Annotated in this window: 14 protein-coding genes; 7 read left to right on the top strand and 7 right to left on the bottom strand. The window is 65.1% G+C overall.

The window, feature by feature from the left end:
* Positions 1-19 precede the first annotated feature (19 nt).
* From AWC27_RS17275 to AWC27_RS17265, 3 genes are all read right to left on the bottom strand, one after another.
* The gene (locus tag AWC27_RS17275) at positions 20-268 is read right to left on the bottom strand and encodes an acyl carrier protein (RefSeq protein ID WP_085671605.1); all 249 of its coding nucleotides are present in this window, start codon (positions 266-268) and stop codon (positions 20-22) included.
* A complete protein-coding gene (locus AWC27_RS17270) occupies positions 265-1,908 on the bottom strand; it encodes a fatty acyl-AMP ligase (RefSeq protein WP_085671604.1) in 1,644 nt (547 codons plus the stop codon). Before AWC27_RS17270 ends, AWC27_RS17275 begins: the two co-directional genes overlap by 4 nt.
* A gap of 74 nt (positions 1,909-1,982) precedes the next feature.
* Entirely contained in the window at positions 1,983-3,230 is a 1,248-nt protein-coding gene (locus AWC27_RS17265; protein WP_085671603.1) for an aminotransferase class I/II-fold pyridoxal phosphate-dependent enzyme, read from the bottom strand.
* 383 nt (positions 3,231-3,613) lie between these two features.
* Here AWC27_RS17265 and AWC27_RS30315 point away from each other — a divergent pair, with 383 nt between their 5' ends.
* The gene (locus tag AWC27_RS30315; RefSeq protein WP_139801788.1) at positions 3,614-3,778 is read left to right on the top strand and encodes a hypothetical protein; all 165 of its coding nucleotides are present in this window, start codon (positions 3,614-3,616) and stop codon (positions 3,776-3,778) included.
* A complete protein-coding gene (locus AWC27_RS17260; protein ID WP_085671602.1) occupies positions 3,778-5,235 on the top strand; it encodes an alpha,alpha-trehalose-phosphate synthase (UDP-forming) in 1,458 nt (485 codons plus the stop codon). Before AWC27_RS30315 ends, AWC27_RS17260 begins: the two co-directional genes overlap by 1 nt.
* Here the strand turns inward: AWC27_RS17260 and AWC27_RS17255 are convergent.
* The gene (locus tag AWC27_RS17255) at positions 5,232-6,035 is read right to left on the bottom strand and encodes an ABC transporter permease (protein WP_085671632.1); all 804 of its coding nucleotides are present in this window, start codon (positions 6,033-6,035) and stop codon (positions 5,232-5,234) included. The two genes, AWC27_RS17260 and AWC27_RS17255, sit on opposite strands and share 4 nt — an antisense overlap.
* Entirely contained in the window at positions 6,032-6,712 is a 681-nt protein-coding gene (locus AWC27_RS17250; protein ID WP_372516866.1) for an ABC transporter ATP-binding protein, read from the bottom strand. Before AWC27_RS17250 ends, AWC27_RS17255 begins: the two co-directional genes overlap by 4 nt.
* Positions 6,713-6,819: 107 nt before the next feature.
* On the opposite strand from AWC27_RS17250, the gene AWC27_RS17245 reads away from it, so the two are divergent.
* Positions 6,820-7,248 carry a DoxX family protein gene (locus AWC27_RS17245; RefSeq protein ID WP_085671630.1) on the top strand — a complete coding sequence of 143 codons (429 nt, stop codon included), beginning with the start codon at positions 6,820-6,822 and terminating at the stop codon, positions 7,246-7,248.
* Here the strand turns inward: AWC27_RS17245 and AWC27_RS17240 are convergent, their stop codons facing one another.
* Both AWC27_RS17240 and AWC27_RS17235 read right to left on the bottom strand, forming a co-directional pair.
* Positions 7,249-7,764, bottom strand: a complete 516-nt coding sequence (locus AWC27_RS17240) for a hypothetical protein (protein ID WP_085671601.1) — start codon at positions 7,762-7,764, stop codon at positions 7,249-7,251. It abuts the gene before it with no gap.
* Positions 7,757-8,368 (bottom strand): TetR/AcrR family transcriptional regulator, encoded by a 612-nt coding sequence (locus tag AWC27_RS17235; RefSeq protein ID WP_169726811.1) that lies wholly within the window; start codon positions 8,366-8,368, stop codon positions 7,757-7,759. Before AWC27_RS17235 ends, AWC27_RS17240 begins: the two co-directional genes overlap by 8 nt.
* A gap of 126 nt (positions 8,369-8,494) precedes the next feature.
* Between AWC27_RS17235 and AWC27_RS17230 the strand changes: the two genes are divergently transcribed.
* The 4 genes from AWC27_RS17230 (at position 8,495) to pks2 (ending at position 18,015) form a co-directional block, all read left to right on the top strand.
* Positions 8,495-9,937 carry a multicopper oxidase family protein gene (locus AWC27_RS17230; protein ID WP_245847225.1) on the top strand — a complete coding sequence of 481 codons (1,443 nt, stop codon included), beginning with the start codon at positions 8,495-8,497 and terminating at the stop codon, positions 9,935-9,937.
* Between the two features lie 62 nt (positions 9,938-9,999).
* A complete protein-coding gene (locus AWC27_RS17225) occupies positions 10,000-10,302 on the top strand; it encodes an Rv3488 family transcriptional regulator (RefSeq protein ID WP_085671629.1) in 303 nt (100 codons plus the stop codon).
* A gap of 597 nt (positions 10,303-10,899) precedes the next feature.
* The gene (locus AWC27_RS17220) at positions 10,900-11,481 is read left to right on the top strand and encodes a hypothetical protein (protein ID WP_085671598.1); all 582 of its coding nucleotides are present in this window, start codon (positions 10,900-10,902) and stop codon (positions 11,479-11,481) included.
* Between the two features lie 249 nt (positions 11,482-11,730).
* Positions 11,731-18,015, top strand: coding sequence for a sulfolipid-1 biosynthesis phthioceranic/hydroxyphthioceranic acid synthase (pks2, locus tag AWC27_RS17215; RefSeq protein ID WP_085671597.1), 6,285 nt, complete (start codon positions 11,731-11,733; stop codon positions 18,013-18,015).
* Positions 18,016-18,115: the final 100 nt, after the last annotated feature.

Genomic DNA, 18,115 nt, shown 5'->3' with positions numbered 1-18,115 from the left:
TAAGCCAGGTGGCGGTGGGCTAGGCGTTATCGCTGACCGTGAGGTTGGCATTGACCCATTCGATGACCTCACCAACGGTCTCCAGTGGAGCACTGGGGTCGTGCAGTCGCGTCTGCAAATGGGACTCCAGGGTGGCCACGAGCTCCATTTTGCGGGGCGAGTCGTAGCCGAGATCCTCGACGAGGTGGGACTCGACGCTCACCGGCGCCATCCGGTCAGGCGCCAGCCTGGCAACGACGGACAGCACTGATTGCTCGACTGAGTTCATCCGAAAAGTTCCTTCGCTGCGACATGGCGGATCTTGCCCGAGGGTGTCTTGGGGACCTTCCCCTTGCCGACCAGCAGCACGCTCGGGCTCAAACCCGTTGCGCTGCGCACCCGCTGGGTGATCTGCCGGCGTATCTCATGACTGACGTGGCTCGGATACTCCTCGTTGGTTTCGGCGACGATCCTGATCTCCTCGCGTCGGTCCGGCAGCGTGACACCGAAGGCAACCACCCCGCCGCGTCTGATGCCGTCGGCGGATGCGGCCAGGCGCTCGATGTCGGAGGGAAAGATGTTGCGCCCGGCCACGATGATGACATTCTTGCGCCGCCCACACACGACGATTTCACCTTCGTCAGTGAGATAGCCGAGGTCGCCGGTACACAGCCAGCCGTCGGCGTCAACGGCGGGGACTTCGCCATCGACGGTGAGGTAATGCGGGGACACCGCGTCGCCGCGGATGGCGATCTCGCCCATGTGACGCGCCGGCAGCGTGCCGCCGTTCTCGTCGGCAACCCGAACTTCGATCCCGAACATCGGCGCTCCCAGCAGCACGAAATCGCGCTTCGGCGCCGTGCAGTCGCAGGCCGTCGCCGCCCGGCCGTGATTTTCCAGCTCTGCGGTGCACACCGTCTCGACCGCAAGCGGCTGGTGTACGGGGGCAAACGACACCGCTACCGTCGCCTCAGCGAGACCGTATGCCGCGCCAACCGCCGAATCCCGCAGCCCGAAGCGGGCGCCTTGCCGGGAGAACTCGTACATGGTGGCCGGGTCGATGGGCTCGGCACCGGACACGACGAGTCGCAGCGCACTGAGATCGTAGGCGCCGTCGGCGACCGCATTTAGCCTGCGGCTGACGATCGAGTAGGCGAAATTGGGTGCCGCGGTGACAGTGGCCCGCTGTTCGCTCAGCACCTGTATCCACTTCAGCGGCGACTTCACGAATTCGGTTGGCGGAATGCATACCGCACTGTTGCCGGCCCACATCGGCGAAATCAGGTAGACGATCAGGCCCATGTCGTGCGACAGCGGCAGCCAGCTCATCGTGATGTCGACGTCTGGATCGATCTCCACCACGGCCACCATGGCCTCGACATCTGCGAACAGATTGCGATGGGTGATCGCCACGGCTTTGGGGTCGCCGGTCGACCCCGACGTCAACTGGTAGAGCGCGACGTCGTCCTCGTCGGTGCACACCTCTGCCGCATCGACGGCCGCCACGTCGGGCCACGTCTCGGGAATTTCGATCACCCGGTACCCCGACGCCCGCAAGGTGTCGGCGAGCGCCAGGAACGGCTGGCCGACGACGACGCAATGGGCGTCGAGCAGGCTCAGCGCGCGCATTGTGCCGGCGTGCCATTCGGCAAGGTCGGCATTCGGGGTCGGCTGCTGCAGCATCGTCACCGCCGCGCCCGCCATCCAGATGCCCTGCACGACCGGAGCGACATCCTCGGCGTTGACGGCCAGCACGCTCACCTTGCTGCCGCGGGTGACGCCGTCGGCGGCCAACCGGGCGGCCACCCTGGACGCCGTCTGATGAATGTCGCCCCAGCTCGCGAAACGCAATTGGTCGGCGGCACCGAAACGCAGACCGCTGGAGGAATTCGCGGCCACCTTGGCGATACCGTCGGTAAACCTACTCATGACCTTGACGAGTCCTATCTGCAAAGTCAGCCGGCCTGCTGACCGGTCGATGATGGCGCTCGGTGATTGAGGGTTTATTGAACGTGCGCAGCGCTGTGCACTGCGGCGGCGATGACATCGACGGCTCGCTCGATCTGAGCGGACGTGTGAGTGGCCACTACGCTGCATCGCATCAGGGCGTGGTTCTCCGCGACCGCGGGCGGCAGTGCCAGTGAGCAGAAGACGCCGTTGTCGAAGGCCTGGTTCCAGGCCGCAATCGCTTGGCTCTCCTGTCCGATCCACACCGACACATGCGGACACACGGTGTGCGACCCGTCGCCGCGAACTATCGCGCCGCGCACCGTCAGCCCTTGCGAGACCAGGCCGTCCCGCAAGGCCTGGGCGTTGGACAGTACCGCCGCCGCGCGCTGTGCTCCCTCCTGGCTGCGGATGATGCCGATCGCGGTGGCGCTCGACGCTATCGCCGCCGGCGCGGCCGTCGCGGTGAACATATGGGAACTGGAATACAGCTTGAGCACATCGATGAGATCCCGCGATCCGACGATGTATCCACCGGTGGAGGCGAGCGCTTTCGACATGCCGCCCATCAACACGTCGACGTCTTTCATGCAGCCGAATTCTTCGGCCATACCGGTTCGTTGCGCCCCGAAAACTCCGACGCTGTGCGCCTCGTCCACGTAGAGGCCCACGTTGTATTTGTTGGCAAGCGCGGCGATCTCCGCCATCGGCGGCACATCGCCGGACATCGAGTACAGCCCGTCGATCGCAATCAGCTTGTTGCCGCCACGGTCGGCGGTGCGAATCAGATTGCGTTCCAGCGCTTCCAGGTCGTTGTGCGGGAAATATCGCGAACTTGCGCCCGACAGCCGGATGCCGTCGTGGATCGACGCGTGCGCTTCGGCGTCAGGAAAGGCGAGGTCGGCCGCACCCAAGAGCGCCGAAAGCGCGCCGAGATTGGCCATATAACCGCCGGTGTAGACCAGGGCCGCCTCGGTGCCGTGCCAGTCGGCGAGCAACTCTTCGAGTTCGACCTTGATCTTCAAGGTTCCGCAGAATGGCGGTGCGCCTTCGCACGACGGCCCATAGAGGTCGGTCGCACGATTCGCCGCCTCCTTCAAACGGGGATCACCGCCCAGGCCCAGCGAATTGTTCGAGCCGAACATCAACCGGGTTTGTCCTTCCATGACCGCGGTCGGCCCCGGAGCGGCCTCCAAGACCCGGAAGAACGGCAATTGATTGCGAGCGCCGTAGGCGCGCAGACTGGCCAGTCGACGGTCGTGTTCTGCCCGCGTGTGAATATTCAGCTTCGACGTGTTCAACACGCGACCATTAGACACCTCGCTTAGGCTCGCTAACAATAGGATTCACGGGAAACGTTGCTTGAGCGCAACAGTGAATTCACTCGAGGTGCGGGAGTGCCCCTAGACCGCCACTACGGTTGACAAAGATTCTTCGAGTCGACTTGCCACAAGGACTATCACGGCACCGATTGAATCCGCGTCTGCGCCGTGTGCGCCGGATATAAAGGGTGCGAATTCGTTCAAAGAGATACTCTTCGAACGCATTCACTCGCGCGCGGTTTAGCCGCACAATTGCCAGCCGGATTCCTACTTCAGGTTCAACTGGACCGAATGAACCCGCGACCAGGCCGCCACCGCGATGAGGCGCTGAGCGCGGATTGAGCCGCTTGGCTTACAGTTGTGTGATGCCTACCAAAACTGACCATGGTGAAATCGGCGACGTGGAACCGCTGGCCGACAGCACCGCGAGCCAGGCCAGGCGTGTTGTCGCCGCCTATGCGAACGACGCCGATGAGTGCCGTGTCTTCCTGTCGATGCTTGGTATTGGGCCGGCGAAGCTCGAGAGCTAATGGCTCCCAAGGGGAGCCCCAAAAGACCTAGCGGGGGCGACTCCGACTTCGTGGTGGTCGCCAACCGGCTACCCGTCGACCAGGAACGCCTGCCCGACGGCAGCACAACTTGGAAACGCAGCCCCGGCGGGCTCGTCACGGCGCTCGAGCCGTTGCTGCGCAAACGCCGCGGGGCGTGGGTGGGCTGGCCCGGGGTGGTCGATGCCGACGAAGATCCGATCGATCAGGACGAACTGCGGCTGCAGCCGGTAACGCTATCCGCCGACGACGTCGCCGAGTATTACGAGGGTTTCTCCAACGCCGCGCTGTGGCCGCTCTACCACGACGTCATCGTCAAGCCGATCTATCACCGCGAATGGTGGGACCGCTACGTCGACGTCAACCGCCGATTCGCCGAAGCCACCTCACGCGCGGCCGCCCAGGGCGGGACGGTCTGGGTGCAGGACTACCAGCTGCAGCTGGTGCCGAAGATGCTGCGCGAGACGCGGCCCGATCTGACCATCGGGTTCTTCCTGCACATTCCGTTTCCGCCGGTCGAGCTGTTCATGCAAATGCCGTGGCGCACCGAGATCATCGAAGGCCTGCTCGGCGCAGACCTGGTGGGGTTCCATCTGGCCGGCGGCGCCCAGAACTTTCTCTTCCTGGCCCGACAATTGCTGGGCGTCAACACTTCTCGTGCATCGGTGGGCGTTCGGTCCCGATTCGGCGAGGTGGAGCTGGCAACGCGCACGGTGCGAGTGGGCGCCTTCCCCATCTCCATCGACTCCGGGGCGCTCGACCAGGCGGCGCGCGACCGCGACGTCCGGCGCCGGGCCCGGGAGATCCGCGCGGAACTGGGCAATCCGCGCAAGATCCTGCTCGGTGTCGACCGGCTCGACTACACCAAAGGCATCGACGTCCGATTGAAGGCCTTCAACGAGCTGCTTGCCGAGGGGCGCGCCAAGCGGGACGACACGGTTCTCGTCCAGCTGGCCACACCAAGCCGCGAGCGGGTCGAGAGCTATCAGATCCTGCGCAACGACATCGAACGCCAGGTCGGCCACATCAATGGCGAGTATGCCGAGGTGGGCCACCCGGTGGTGCATTACCTGCATCGGCCGGTGCCCCGCAGCGAGCTGATCGCGTTTTTCGTGGCCAGTGACGTCATGCTGGTCACCCCGCTGCGTGACGGGATGAACCTGGTGGCCAAGGAGTACGTCGCCTGCCGCAGCGACCTGGGCGGCGCACTGGTCCTGTCCGAATTCACCGGCGCGGCAGCCGAACTCCGTCAGGCGTACCTGGTCAACCCGCACGACACCGAAGGGGTCAAGGACGCCATCGAAGCCGCGCTCACCCAGACGCCCGAGGAGGGCCGGCGCCGGATGCGTGCGATGCGTCGGCAGGTACTCGCCCATGACGTGGACCGCTGGGCGCGGTCATTTCTCGAAGCGCTCGGCGAAGCGCATCCCAAGGGTTAGCGTTTGCGGCGGGCCGGCGGGGTTTCGCGGCGCTGTCCCAGCGGCAGCAGGCGGTGGTCGCGGGTGAACACCAGACCGACCAGTCCGAGGGCGACGACGACGGTGGTGGTCGCGACCGAGCCGAGGATGAGGAACATCACGACCGCCTGCACGAGCACGGCCTGAACCGGGGGCACTCCGGCGAGGATGAGTCCGGTCATGGCGCCCGGCAAAAACACCAGCCCGGTGGCTTTGGTCGTTTCGATCTGTGGAGATATCGCCGATCGCAATGCAATCCGCAAGTACGGGGCGGCGGCCTGCCGCGAGGGCTGACCGAGGGCAAGCCGGGCTTCCACCTCGTCACGCTTGTCGCGCAACTCGTCGACCAGGCGCCGGGCGACGAGCACCATCGCGGTCATCGAATTGCCGATCATCATCCCCGCGATCGGCACCAGGGTTCTGGCCTGCAGCGGGAACACCCGCAGCCCGAAAATCACGCCCAGGCTAATGGCGGCCGCCGCGGTGAATGCGACGATCGCCAGCGGCGCCAGTCGCGGCACCTCCGGCGCGCGCCGGCGCGCGACATCTCCGGCGTAGGCGATCATGGCGGCCGTCCACGCCCAGGACCACCACAGCGTCCGGCCCGGCTCGAAGATCAGCGTCAGGGCACCGCCGACGAGCAACAACTGCACCAGCGCGCGAGCGGCCGCCCACAGGACCTGGCGCTCCAGGCCCAATCGCTGCCACAACGAAATGGCCGCGGCCAAGACGACCAGGGCCAGCGACGTCGCCAGCCCTATCCAGCCGACTTGGCCGTTCACCGCGAGCCCCGCCCGCTGGACACGCACCGGCCATGCTCTATATGCAGCACGTGGTCAGCGACACGCTCCACCTGGGCCGGATCGTGCGTCACCCACAGGGCCGCGATTCCCTCGCCGGCCAGCTCGCGTACCGCGCGCTCGATCACCTCAGCCGCTTCGGCGTCGACGGCTGAGGTGGGCTCGTCGAGCAGCAGAACCTGCGGCTGGGCCATCAGCGTGCGGGCCAGACACATCCGCTGCGCCTCACCGCCGGAGAGCGCGGTGGCCTCGCGGTCCAGCCACGATCCTGCTCCTGATCCGGTTAGCGCCACCCGCTCCAGCGTTTCGCGCATCCGCGCTTCGGACGCCTCGGGTTCGGCGACGCGCAGATTGTCCGCAACGGTGCCCGGAAACGGCGTCGGCCGCTGGAAGCACATGCCCACCCGGCGCCGCAGCCAGAGTGGGTCGATTCCGGCAATGTCCTTGTCGCAGAACGATACTCGCCCGCTGGTCGGAATCTCGAGGCGATTGCACAACCGCAGCAGGGTTGACTTGCCCGATCCCGACGGCCCGAAGATCGCCGTTATCCCGCGCGCCGGAATGCCGGCGGTGAATCCGTCCAGGGCACGTACCCGGTCACGTTCGACGACGACGTCGTCAAAGCCGAACACCGAATCCCCAGTCAGATCCGCGTCCACCACAGCGCCTCTCCGCCTGTCCGCGACGCGGTAGGCTCGGTTACGAAGACTATCGGAACACGATATCGGAGTCCGAGTTGACGGTTACAGGTTCGCTCCGGCGACTGCTGCATACCGAGGGGCCACCCGCGGCGATCTGCATACGGCTGCTAGTGGGCTTGGTATTCCTCAGCGAAGGTATCCAGAAGTTTCTGTATCCGCATCAGCTGGGGCCGGGCCGCTTCGAGCGGATCGGGATCCCTGCCGCCACGTTCTTCGCCAACCTGGATGGGGTGGTTGAAATCGTCTGCGGCACTTTGATTTTGCTCGGCCTGCTGACGCGGCTCGCCGCCGTTCCGCTGCTCATCGACATCCTCGGCGCGATCATCTTGACCAAGCTACCGGAGTTGCGCCCCGGCGGATTTCAGGGTGTGGCGGGCTTTTGGGGCATGGCCCATGATGCGCGGACGGACCTGTCCATGCTGCTCGGGTTGATCTTCCTGCTGTGGGCCGGTCCGGGCCGGTGGTCAATTGATGCGCGGCTGACCTCGCGATAGTTATCCAGGGGACCGATGCCGCAACAGCGCGACCAGAGCCCAGACAGTGCACACGAAAACCAAGCCAAAGAAAGCTCCCCGGACGTAGACGCCCCATACGGTAAAAACCTGAAATGCGTCGTGCAGAGCGCTGGTGTCGCTATCAGCAATGACCCCCACATGTTGCATGACCGGGGCCGCGATCGCCGTCGCCACGATCGCGCCCAGCACCGATCCCAGGGCCAGATAAATCGGGTACCTGGCCGTGCGTGGAGCCGCCGCATCCCGGCGGTAGGCGATGGCGGCGCCGATCACCAATCCCCACCACAGGATTGCGCCGACGGGATAGACGATGTCGCCGTTACCCAGATCGGCCTGTCGGCTGTAATCGGCCCAGGCCGATGCGCCAAGGCGTTCCCACGCAGGAGTGGCGACCAATGACCGGTCCAGCAGCGACCCGAAAAGACCTCCGATCAGCACGGCCGCCAAGACGAAAATTTCGGTGACAGACAGGCGGCGCATCGATTTTTCAGGCATCGGCCACTCCTTGGGCGGGTGGTGAATTCACTCGCAGGCCGGCCAGCATCAGTTCGACGACGGTATCGAGTTCGTCGGCGGGCGCATCGGCGAGCCGCCACATGACCACGGTGAATAGCATTGTGCGGGCGGCAGTTTCGGCGGGATGTTCGCGCAGTTCGCCAACTGCGACTCGGGCTCGCAGATACTGCGCCAGCAACGTCTCGGCCTCCCCCGTCAGTGCCGCCATTTCCGCCCGCATCTCGGGGTGAGTTTGCGAGCGCGCCATGACCACTCGCAGCAGGTCGATTCGCTCGCTCAACCGCGCATATAGGCCACGGACCATTGCCGGCAAGAACTCGGATGCGGACCTGCTCGGCGCGATCGCCGACGCGGCGCGGATTTCGGGAAGAAATCCGTGCTTTTCAACGGCAGCGGCCAACAGCGCTTCCTTATTCGGGAAGTAGTGATAGATCAGCGCCGGTGCCACGCCCGCTTGGGCGCCGATGTCCTTGATGCTGGCACCGTCGACTCCGCGGCGAGCGAATACCACCAGCGCCGCGTCCACCAGGCGGTCCCGGCGCGAGGAATCGGTCCCACCCGGATGGTTTGATTGATTGATCAATCGAATATCTCACCCAACGGAGCTTCCCGCAAGAGCTGGCTGCAGCAGCGCTGGAGCTAGAGTCCGGTCGGCATGTATCGGACTCCGATATCGTGGTACGAGTGTCCGCGACGAAGGTGCAACAGCGTGACCGTTAGTCGACGCGAGCTGTTCAAGTGGAGTGCGCTTGCGGCCACTGGCCTGGCGGGTTGCTCGCACAACCCGCCCGGCGGAAAGGCCGACTACACGTTGCACATCGGCCAATCGGACGTGGAAGTCGCGCCGGGCAAGGTCGTCAAGACGACCACCTACAACGGCCAGTTCCCCGGACCGCTGCTGCGCTTCACCGAGGGCAAGCAGACCCGGATCGACGTGTACAACGACACCGACACCCCCGAGCAGTTGCACTGGCACGGTCAGCACCTTCCGGTCGATGTCGACGGCTCCGCCGAAGAAGGCACGCCATTCATCGCAGCCAAGGGCATGCGCCGAATCTCGTTCACTCCCGGCCCCTCGGGGTTCCGCTTCTACCACACCCATCTCAACCCAGGCGCCGACCTGACCGGCGGGCAATACGGCGGCCTGGTGGGCCCGGTCTACATCGAGCCCAAAACCGAGCCCGGCGGTTACGACCACGAAGTGTTCCTGACACTCAAGGAGTTTGAACCCGCCCTGAGCCAGGGCGGGGACATGCCCGGCGGCTTTCTGGCCGGCGACCCGGTCGCCGAACTGAGAGACAAAGGCGAGCAAGCCATGGACGCCGCGCTGGCCTCCGGACTGCCGCACGGCTACGAGGTGGGCTATGAAATCTTCACGATCAACGGCCGCAGCCTGGGCCATGGCGATCCCATTCGGGTGCGTACCGGCGAGCGGGTCCTGCTGCACGTGCTCAACGGCAGCGCCACCGAAAGCCGCAGCCTGGCATTGCCCGGACACTCCTTCACCGTCGTCGCGCTGGACGGCAACGCGGTGCCCAAACCCGTTGCGGTGCCGGTGTTATGGCTCGGAGCGGCCGAGCGCATCTCGGCGACCGTGCAGATGGATAACCCTGGCGTCTGGATACTGGGCGACCTGTCTGACGGGGATCGCCAGGCTGGGATGGGCATCGTCGTCGAATACGCCGGCCGCACCGGCGAGCCCCAATGGGCGCCACCGCCACCGTTTCAATGGGACTATCGCGCGTTCGGCACCGGCGCCAATCCCCCGGCGCCCGATCACGTCATCGACCTGCTCATCGAAAAACGCAACGCCGCCAGCAACGGGTTCAATCTGTGGACCCTGAACGGCACTCCGTTCGTCATGGAGTCCAACCGTCCCGTCCTCGACATCGTGCACGGGCAGCGCTACCGGCTGCGCTTTCGCAACGCCACCGACGACATTCACCCGATGCATCTGCATCGGCACACTTTCGAAATCACCAACGTCGCAGGCACTTCCACCGCAGGCGTACGCAAGGACGTGGCAATGGTGGGCGGCTATCAGATCCTGGAGGTCGACTTCGTGGCCGACCAGACTGGGCTGTCGCTGTTGCACTGCCACCAGCAGATCCACATGGACTTCGGTTTCATGCTGCTGTTGCGCTGTTCGTGAGCGGGCACACCGTAGAATCGCTATCCGATATCGGTTTCGTCAGTGTGCCCGAGGTGATGTCGTTGCGGGAGTTTCAGCGCGCCGCGGTGCGACTGCACATCCTGCATCACGCCGCCGTCGACGAGGTCCATGGCGCCTGGCTGACCGGGGAGCTGGGCCGCCACGGCTACCGGGTCAGCCCCGGCACGCTGTATCCCACCCTGCACCGCCTCGAGGCCGATGGTCTGCTGATCTCCAAGCAGCAGGTGGTGGACGGCCGCACCCGCCGGGTGTACCGGGCCACCCCGGCCGGCCGGGCGGCGCTGAAGGAGGATCGCCGGGCGTTGCGGGAGCTGGCCCGAGAAGTGCTGGGTAACGAATCCTGAGTTCCCCGCGCCAATTTGTAAACAGGTTTTACATCACCCATTTCATTCATGAATATTGCAGCCCTCGATTCGTTCCACTTCGCAAAATATCGCGGTAGCATCCGTTGCACTCGATATTTGTAATCCCGGTGTAGTTCCGGGCAAATGATAGGAGCTGTCTGGTGAGCGCACAGAAGAACACGATGATACGAATTGCCCGCGTGGCCGCACTGCTGGGCGCGGCGCTGGCAGTTCTGCTGACTGGCTGCACACAGCAGCAAAGTGGGGACCTAGGTCCTGCTCGATCGCCGCTGACTGGCATGTCTTCACACTCACTCGACGTGGCGGCGCCATTGACCGCAGTTAATCGACAATGACGTCTAGCGATCAGTTCGCGCCGATTGTCTAAAAGGTTGACAATCGCGAAAGATTGATGGTCTTGGTAAGACCGATTGCGATTTGCCAAAAGATTCGAAACGGTCTGTATTCGTATCGCCGCCTGAACTCTCATGCCATTTCATTCGATCGGAGGATAAACGAAGCGCCCGCACTCCTGGTGTTCGCGCTGCAACGCTGTGATACTCAGGAGACAGCGCTTGGCCTGGAGGGAGAACCGGCATGAAGATCCGTCGCGGGTTGGCCGCTGGGGCCGGCATCGTGTTGGCCGTTGGCACCGGAGTCGCCCTGGAATCGGGTGAACCGGCGCGGGCGTTGGGTCCACCGGCCGACGGCGCCTACGCCTTGAACGAGGCGGGCGTCTCGGGATCGACCTGGACGATCACGGCGTTGTGCGATCAGCCGTCGGGAACCCGGAACATGAACGACTATTCCGACCCGATCGTTTTCGCGATGAACTGCGCACTGAACGTGGTGAGCTCGACCGCCGGGGCACCGATCACCCGCGAGGATCGGCTGAAGAACTTCAGCGGCCGAGCGCGGATGTCCAGCATGCTGTGGACCTTCACGGTGGATAAGTCAGAAGGCGTGTTATGTCCGGGTGGGGGCACCGCACCCACCACCGACACCTACGCGTTCAGCGATGAAACCATGAGCGGCACCCATACCAGCCTGCACGGCGCGGTGTGTGGCCTGCAGTCGGACATGAAGAAGGAGGCGTTCTCGTTGCAGATGACCGGGCCGCCGCCCAGTCCGGTCGAGCGTTATCCGTTGTACTGCAACGGCATTGCGATGTGCTACTAAATCGGCATGACCCGCCACCGCGTCACGAGCGTCACACTGGTGTGACGCTCGGCGCCGAGCGTCACGCTGGCGTGACGCTCGAGGGCGAGGTTCCCCGACACCACACCGCGCGGTGACCGCGGCCTAACCGAGCAGGCCCGCTGCGCCTGCATACAACCTCTGTTCCATTTTTCTTCAACCTTTTTTCCGTAACTTCTGCGCCGAGTTGCCGGACGCATCAGGGGACCGGTTGAGCTGGGATGAGGCAAAATGGCGCTAGAAAAGCCTGTCACTCCGATTGCGGTCATCGGCATGGCGTGCCGGCTGCCTGGCGGGATCGACTCACCGGAGTTGCTATGGCAGGCGCTGCTGCGCGGCGACGACCTGGTGACCAAGATCCCACTCGACCGCTGGGACGCCGACGACTACTACGACCCAGAGCCGGGTGTGCCTGGCCGGTCGGTGTCGAAATGGGGCTCCTACCTGGACGACGTCGCGGGCTTCGATTCGGCGTTCTTCGGCATCACCGAGCGGGAAGCGACATCGATCGACCCGCAGCATCGCCTGTTGCTGGAAACCGCTTGGGAGGCGATGGAGCACGCCGGCCTCACACCCGAACAGATCGCCGACTCACCGGCAGGTGTGTTCGTCGGGCTGACCCATTCCGCCTACACATTGCTGACCGCCGACGCACAGGCTCTGGAGAAGCCACATGCCCTGGCCGGCACCAATTTCAGCTTGGCCTCCGGGCGGATCGCCTACGCCCTCGGCATCCACGGTCCTGCGGTTACGGTGGATACCGCATGTTCATCCGGTCTGCTCGCGGTGCATCTGGCATGCCGCAGCCTGCACGAGGGCGAGACCAACCTGGCCTTCGCCGGTGGTGTCTTCCTGGGCCTGGATCCGCGGCAAAGCTGCTCGGCGTCCGCATTGGGCGTGCTGTCACCGACCGGACGCTGTCATGCGTTCGACGCCGCGGCGGACGGGTTCGTGTGGGCCGAGGGTTCGGTAGTGCTGCTGTTCAAGCGGCTGCCCGATGCCCTGCGCGATGGTGACCGGATCTTGGCGGTCGTGCGCGGCACGGCCGCCAATCAAGACGGCCGAACCGTCAACATCCACACACCGTCGGAGGACGCGCAGGTCGCGGTATATCGGGCCGCACTGGTCGCGGCCGGAGTGGACGCCCGCAGCGTCGGGATGGTCGAGGCGCACGGCACCGGGACGCCAGTCGGTGACGGCGTCGAATACGCCAGCCTGGCAACGGTATACGGCACCGAAGAGCCGTGCGCGCTCGCGTCGGTGAAGACGAACTTCGGGCATGCCCAGTCAGCCGCCGGCGCACTGGGACTGATGAAAGCGGTCCTCGCGCTGCGCCACGGTGCGGTTCCGCGCAATCTGCGCTTCAATCGGCTGCCCGATGACCTCGCCGCCATTGAGACGAAACTCTTTGTGCCGCAGACGACTACGTCGTGGCCAGGTGACGGGCTGGCCGCGCCCCGACGGGCGGCGGTGTCGGCCTACGGGATTTCGGGAACCAACGCGCACGCCATTGTGGAACAAGCTCCCGAAACCGCCGAGCACGAGCCTCGACAAGGTGTGCCGGGCCCGTTGCTGTTCGCGTTGTCTTCCACTTCGCCGGAGGAACTGCGCCGCACCGCCGGCCGGCTCGCCGGGTGGGTGGAAGAACACCAGGACGACGTGGCGCTGCCGGATTTGGCCTACACACTGGCACGCCGGCGCGCCCACCGCCCGGTGCGGACGGCGGTCATCGCCGGCAGTGTCGAGGAGCTGACCGAGGGTCTGCGGGAAATCGCCGACGGTGATACCGCGTATCAGCCCGCATTCGGACACGACAGCCGGGGTCCGGTATGGGTGTTCTCCGGGCATGGTTCGCAGTGGGCCGCCATGGGTGCGGAGTTGCTGGCGGGCGAACCGGTGTTCGCCGCGACCGTCGCACAAGTCGAGCCGCTGATCATGCGGGAATCCGGGTTCTCGGTGATCGAAGCGATGACGGCGCCGCACAAGGTGACCGAAATCGACCGTGTGCAGCCGACCCTGTTCACCATGCAGGTAGCGCTGGCGGCCGCGATGAAGTCTTACGGGGTGCGCCCGGGAGCGGTCATCGGCCACTCGCTGGGTGAGGTCGCGGCGGCCGTCGTCGCCGGAGCGCTGTCGGTCGAAGACGGGGTGCGGGTGGTCTGTTGCCGTTCCCGCCTGATCACCAGCATCGCCGGCAGCGGTGCGATGGCCTCGGTGGAACTACCGGCCAAGACCGTGTATTCGGAACTGATCGCACACGGTGTGACCGATGTGGTGATCGCTGTCGTGGCCTCGCCGCAGTCCACGGTCATTGGCGGTGACGCCCAGACCGTTCGCGAGCTGGTCGCCGCGTGGGAGCAGCGCGATGTGATGGCGCGAGAGGTGGCTATCGACGCCGCATCGCACACACCGCAGGTCGATCCGATTCTCGACGAGCTGGCCGACGCGTTGGTCGATCTCACGCCGATGACCCCGGAGGTCCCCTATTACTCCGCGACGGCGTTCGACCCGCGGGAGCCGACGGTGCACGACGCCGGTTACTGGGTGAACAACCTGCGTCGCATGGTGCGGTTCTCCGCGGCGGTGCAGGCCGCGCTGGAGGACGGGCACCAGGTGTTCGCCGAGCTTTCACCGCATCCGCTGCTCATCCATGCCGTCGACCAGACGGCCAAGAACCTCGACATGTCGGTGGCCATGCTGGCCGGCATGCGCCGCGAACAACCACTGCCGCACGGCCTGCGAGGTCTGTTGGTGGATCTGCACAGCGCGGGCGCCGCGATCGATTTCTCGGTTCTGTATCCGGTTGGACGCCTGTTGGATGCTCCACTGCCGACCTGGACTCATCGACACCTGTTCGTCGACCGCGATGGTGCGGACCGTCGTGCGCACGCCGCCAATACCGTTGCCGTGCATCCATTGTTGGGCTCGCATGTGCGGCTGATGGAAGAAGCCGACCGCCATGCGTGGCACGGTGAGGTGGGAACCAAGGCGCTGCCGTGGCTGGGTGATCATCAGATCCATCAGGTGGCGTCCCTACCCGGGGCTGCCTACTGCGAGATGGCGTTGGCCGCCGCACGGGCGGCCCTCGGCGCAGCCGCCGAGGTGCGCGACATCCGCTTCGAGCAGATGCTGCTGTTGGACGATCGGACTGAGATCGGCGCCGTGGCGTCTGTTGATTCGCCTGGTGTCGCCAACTTCGTGGTGGAAACGGTCCAGGACGGGGACCGAAATCGGCACGCAACCGCGATGCTGCATGCCGCTGAGGATGATTGCCCGCCAACCGTGTACGACATAGCCGCCCTGCTGGCCGCCCACCCGCACCGCTCGGACGGGACCGAATTGCGAGAGTTCTTCGACAAGTGCGGAATTCAGTTTGGCCCCGCATTCACCGGTTTGGCCACCGTGCGCACCGCCGAGCACGCAGGCCACACCGTGCTGGCCGAAGTCGAGCTACCCAGTTCCATTCGCTCCCAACAAAGCGCCTACGAGATCCATCCCGCGCTGCTGGACGCCTGCTTTCAGTCGATCGGCGCTCTTCGTGCTGATGCGACCGGTAGCGACGGTCTGCTGTTGCCGTTGGGTGTGCGCCGGATGCGCGCCTTTGGCCCGACCCGCAATGCTCGCTACTGCTATGCGAATGTGCGCCAAGCGGATGCGACCGAGGCCGAGGCCGACCTGGATCTGCTGGACGAGCACGGGACCGTCCTGTTGAGCGTGCAGGGGCTGCAGGTCGCAAGCGGGGTCTCCGGCACCGGCACTTCCAACCGATTGCTCAATGAGCGGCTGCTGAGCATCGAATGGCAGCAGCGCACGCTGCCGGAGGTCGCCCTCGCCGATGCGACGACCTGGCTGCTGATCAGCATCTCGGACGTCGCAGACCAATTCGCAAACAACTTGACCGACGCGCTGAAATCCCAACGCGCGCAATGCACGACCTTGCACTGGCCGCAAGAAGGCGAATGGTTCGCCAACCCCGGCCGGCTTGGCGCCCAGCTGCGCGCGAACCCCGTCGGCGGTGTGGTGGTCCTGTACCCTCCCGCAATTGGCGACGCGGATGAGGGCAGTTTGCTACTGGGCCGCGAGCAGGTTGGTCTGTTGGTCCGCATCGCCCGCGAGTTGGCCGATTTGCCCGGTGACGCCCCACGTCTATACGTCGTGACTCGGCAAGCAGAGGTAGTGCTGGCCGAAGACAACGCCCACCTGGTGCAGGCCGGGTTGCGTGGCTTGATACGCGTGATTGGCGCCGAATGCCCGCAACTTCAGCCGGTCCAAATCGACGTGGACGAACACACCGATACCGAGCAATTAGCCCAGCAACTACTGGGCGGGTCGAGGGAAGATGAAACCGCGTGGCGCAACGGCGAGTGGTACACGGCCCGCTTGTGCCTGCGTCCCCTGGGCCCCGAAGATCGCCGAACCGCGGTGGTCCGCCATGGCCGCGATGGGATCCGCATGCAGATCCGCACGCGCGGTGACCTGCAAACGATGGAACTGGTCGCGTTTGAGCGGGTTTCGCCTGGCCCCGGAGAGATCGAGGTCGCCGTCACCGCGTCTAGCATCAACTTCGCCGATACGCTGAGCGTCTTCGCCCGGTTCGATTTCGGTATGCCCACCGACCTAGGCACCGACTTCGCGGGCGTGGTGAGCGCGGTAGGGCCCGGGGTGACCGAACTCAGGGTCGGTGACCGGGTCGGCGGATTCTCCGGCAACGGCTGCTGGGCATCGTTTGTCGTCTGCGCCGCCAACCAGACCGCCAAGATTCCGCCCGGGCTGACCGACGCTCAAGCTGCCGCCGTAGGCGCCGCAACGGGCACCGCCTGGTACGGCCTGCATGACCTGGCTCGGATCCAAGCCGGAGAAAAGGTGTTGATCCACTCCGGGACCGGTGGAGTCGGCCAGGCAGCCATCGCTATCGCCCGTGCCGCGGGTGCCGAGATCTTCGCCACCGCGGGCAGCCCGAAACGTCGACAGATATTGCGCGACATGGGTATTGAGCATGTCTACGACTCTCGAACCGTTGAGTTCGCCGAGCAGATCCGCCGGGACACCGGCGGCCAAGGCGTGGACATCGTGCTCAACTCCCTGCCCGGTGCGGCGCAGCGGGCAGGGTTAGACCTGCTCACCTATGGAGGACGATTCGTCGAGATCGGCAAGCGTGACATCTACACCGATAACCGGCTGGGACTATTTCCCTTCCGCCGCAACCTCACATTCTTCGCCCTCGACTTATGGGGCATGACCGCGACCCATCCGGAAAGAGTCCGGAAACTCACGGATACGGTTTACCGGCTGACTGCGGATGGTTCGCTGCCGATGCCCGAGATCACGCACTACCCGCTCGCCGAGGCAGCCACCGCGGTCAGGGTGATGGGCGCAGCCGAACACCGCGGCAAGCTCATCCTCGACATACCGCAATCCGGAAACAGCATTGTGGTGTTGCCGCCCGAGCAAGTTGGCGTCTTCCGCCCCGACGGTGCCTACATCATCACCGGCGGCCTGGGCGGTCTCGGACTGTTCCTGGCCGAGAAGATGGCCCGGGCCGGTGCCGGCCGTATCGTGCTCAACTCACGGTCCATACCCAGCCAAAAGATCTCGGAGACGGTCGAACTCATTCGAGCCAGCGGAACGGATATCGCCGTGGAGTGCGGCGACATCAGCGCACCCGATACCGCAGAGAGGCTGGTTGCCGTGGCGACCGCGACCGGGCTTCCGGTGCGTGGCGTACTGCACGGGGCGGCCGTCGTCGAGGACGCGACGCTGGACAACATCACCGAGGAGCTGATCGACTGCGACTGGGCACCCAAGGTTTACGGCGCCTGGCACCTGCACCGCGCGACAGCGACCCAGCCACTGGATTGGTTCTGCGCCTTCTCCTCGGCAGCGGCGCTGTTGGGCTCGCCGGGGCAGGGCGCTTACGCCGCGGCCAATAGCTGGCTGGACGGCTTCACCCACTGGCGTCGCGCCCAAGGCCTGCCCGCTACCGCGATCGCCTGGGGCGCGTGGGCCGAGATCGGGCGCGCCGCGTTCATGGCGGCACGCGGCGACGCCAACATGATTCTTCCCGACGAAGGCAGCGACGCGTTCGAGACGCTCTTGCGCCATGACCGCACTTACACCGGGTACCTGCAAATCGCCGGGGCACCGTGGGCGGCCACGCTCGCAGAACGCAGCCGGTTTGCCGAAGCGCTACGCGCTGCCGAGCAAATCCGTTTGGGCGCAGGTCATTTCCGCGCCGAGCTGGACGATGTTCACCGGGACGAATGGCCGGCCCGGCTTCGTCGTCTGGTAGCCGAACAGGTCAGTCTGATTCTGCGGCGCTCGATAGACCTGGACCGCCGCTTCGACGAGTACGGCGTGGACTCGTTGGGCGCCCTCGAACTGCGCACCCGCATCGAAACCGAGACCGGGATTCGAATCTCCCCGAAGGACATCGTCACCCACAACACCGTGCGCGCGCTGGCTCAACATCTATCGGATACGCTCGCCGCCGAAGACACCGTCGCTGCACCTGCGTGATATTTGAATTAGCCTGCAGCACAATGCATCCCATCAATTCCCTGAAGTAGCGAGGAGAACTGATGAGCGTGAACCCATTCGCCTACTTGACCGGCTGCTT

The sequence above is a fragment of the Mycobacterium szulgai genome, from assembly GCF_002116635.1.
Lineage (GTDB): Bacteria > Actinomycetota > Actinomycetes > Mycobacteriales > Mycobacteriaceae > Mycobacterium > Mycobacterium szulgai.
The sequence above is the reverse complement of the archived record's forward strand: the minus strand, read 5'-3'. Positions and strand labels throughout refer to the sequence as shown.

Coding starts and splice junctions, on each gene's coding strand:
- AWC27_RS17240 (WP_085671601.1), bottom strand. CDS start 7,764: ATGCCTGAAAAATCGATGCGCCGCCTGTCTGTCACCGAAATTTTCGTC.
- AWC27_RS17275 (WP_085671605.1), bottom strand. CDS start 268: ATGAACTCAGTCGAGCAATCAGTGCTGTCCGTCGTTGCCAGGCTGGCG.
- AWC27_RS17220 (WP_085671598.1), top strand. CDS start 10,900: ATGAAGATCCGTCGCGGGTTGGCCGCTGGGGCCGGCATCGTGTTGGCC.
- AWC27_RS17270 (WP_085671604.1), bottom strand. CDS start 1,908: ATGAGTAGGTTTACCGACGGTATCGCCAAGGTGGCCGCGAATTCCTCC.
- AWC27_RS17260 (WP_085671602.1), top strand. CDS start 3,778: ATGGCTCCCAAGGGGAGCCCCAAAAGACCTAGCGGGGGCGACTCCGAC.
- AWC27_RS30315 (WP_139801788.1), top strand. CDS start 3,614: ATGCCTACCAAAACTGACCATGGTGAAATCGGCGACGTGGAACCGCTG.
- pks2 (WP_085671597.1), top strand. CDS start 11,731: ATGGCGCTAGAAAAGCCTGTCACTCCGATTGCGGTCATCGGCATGGCG.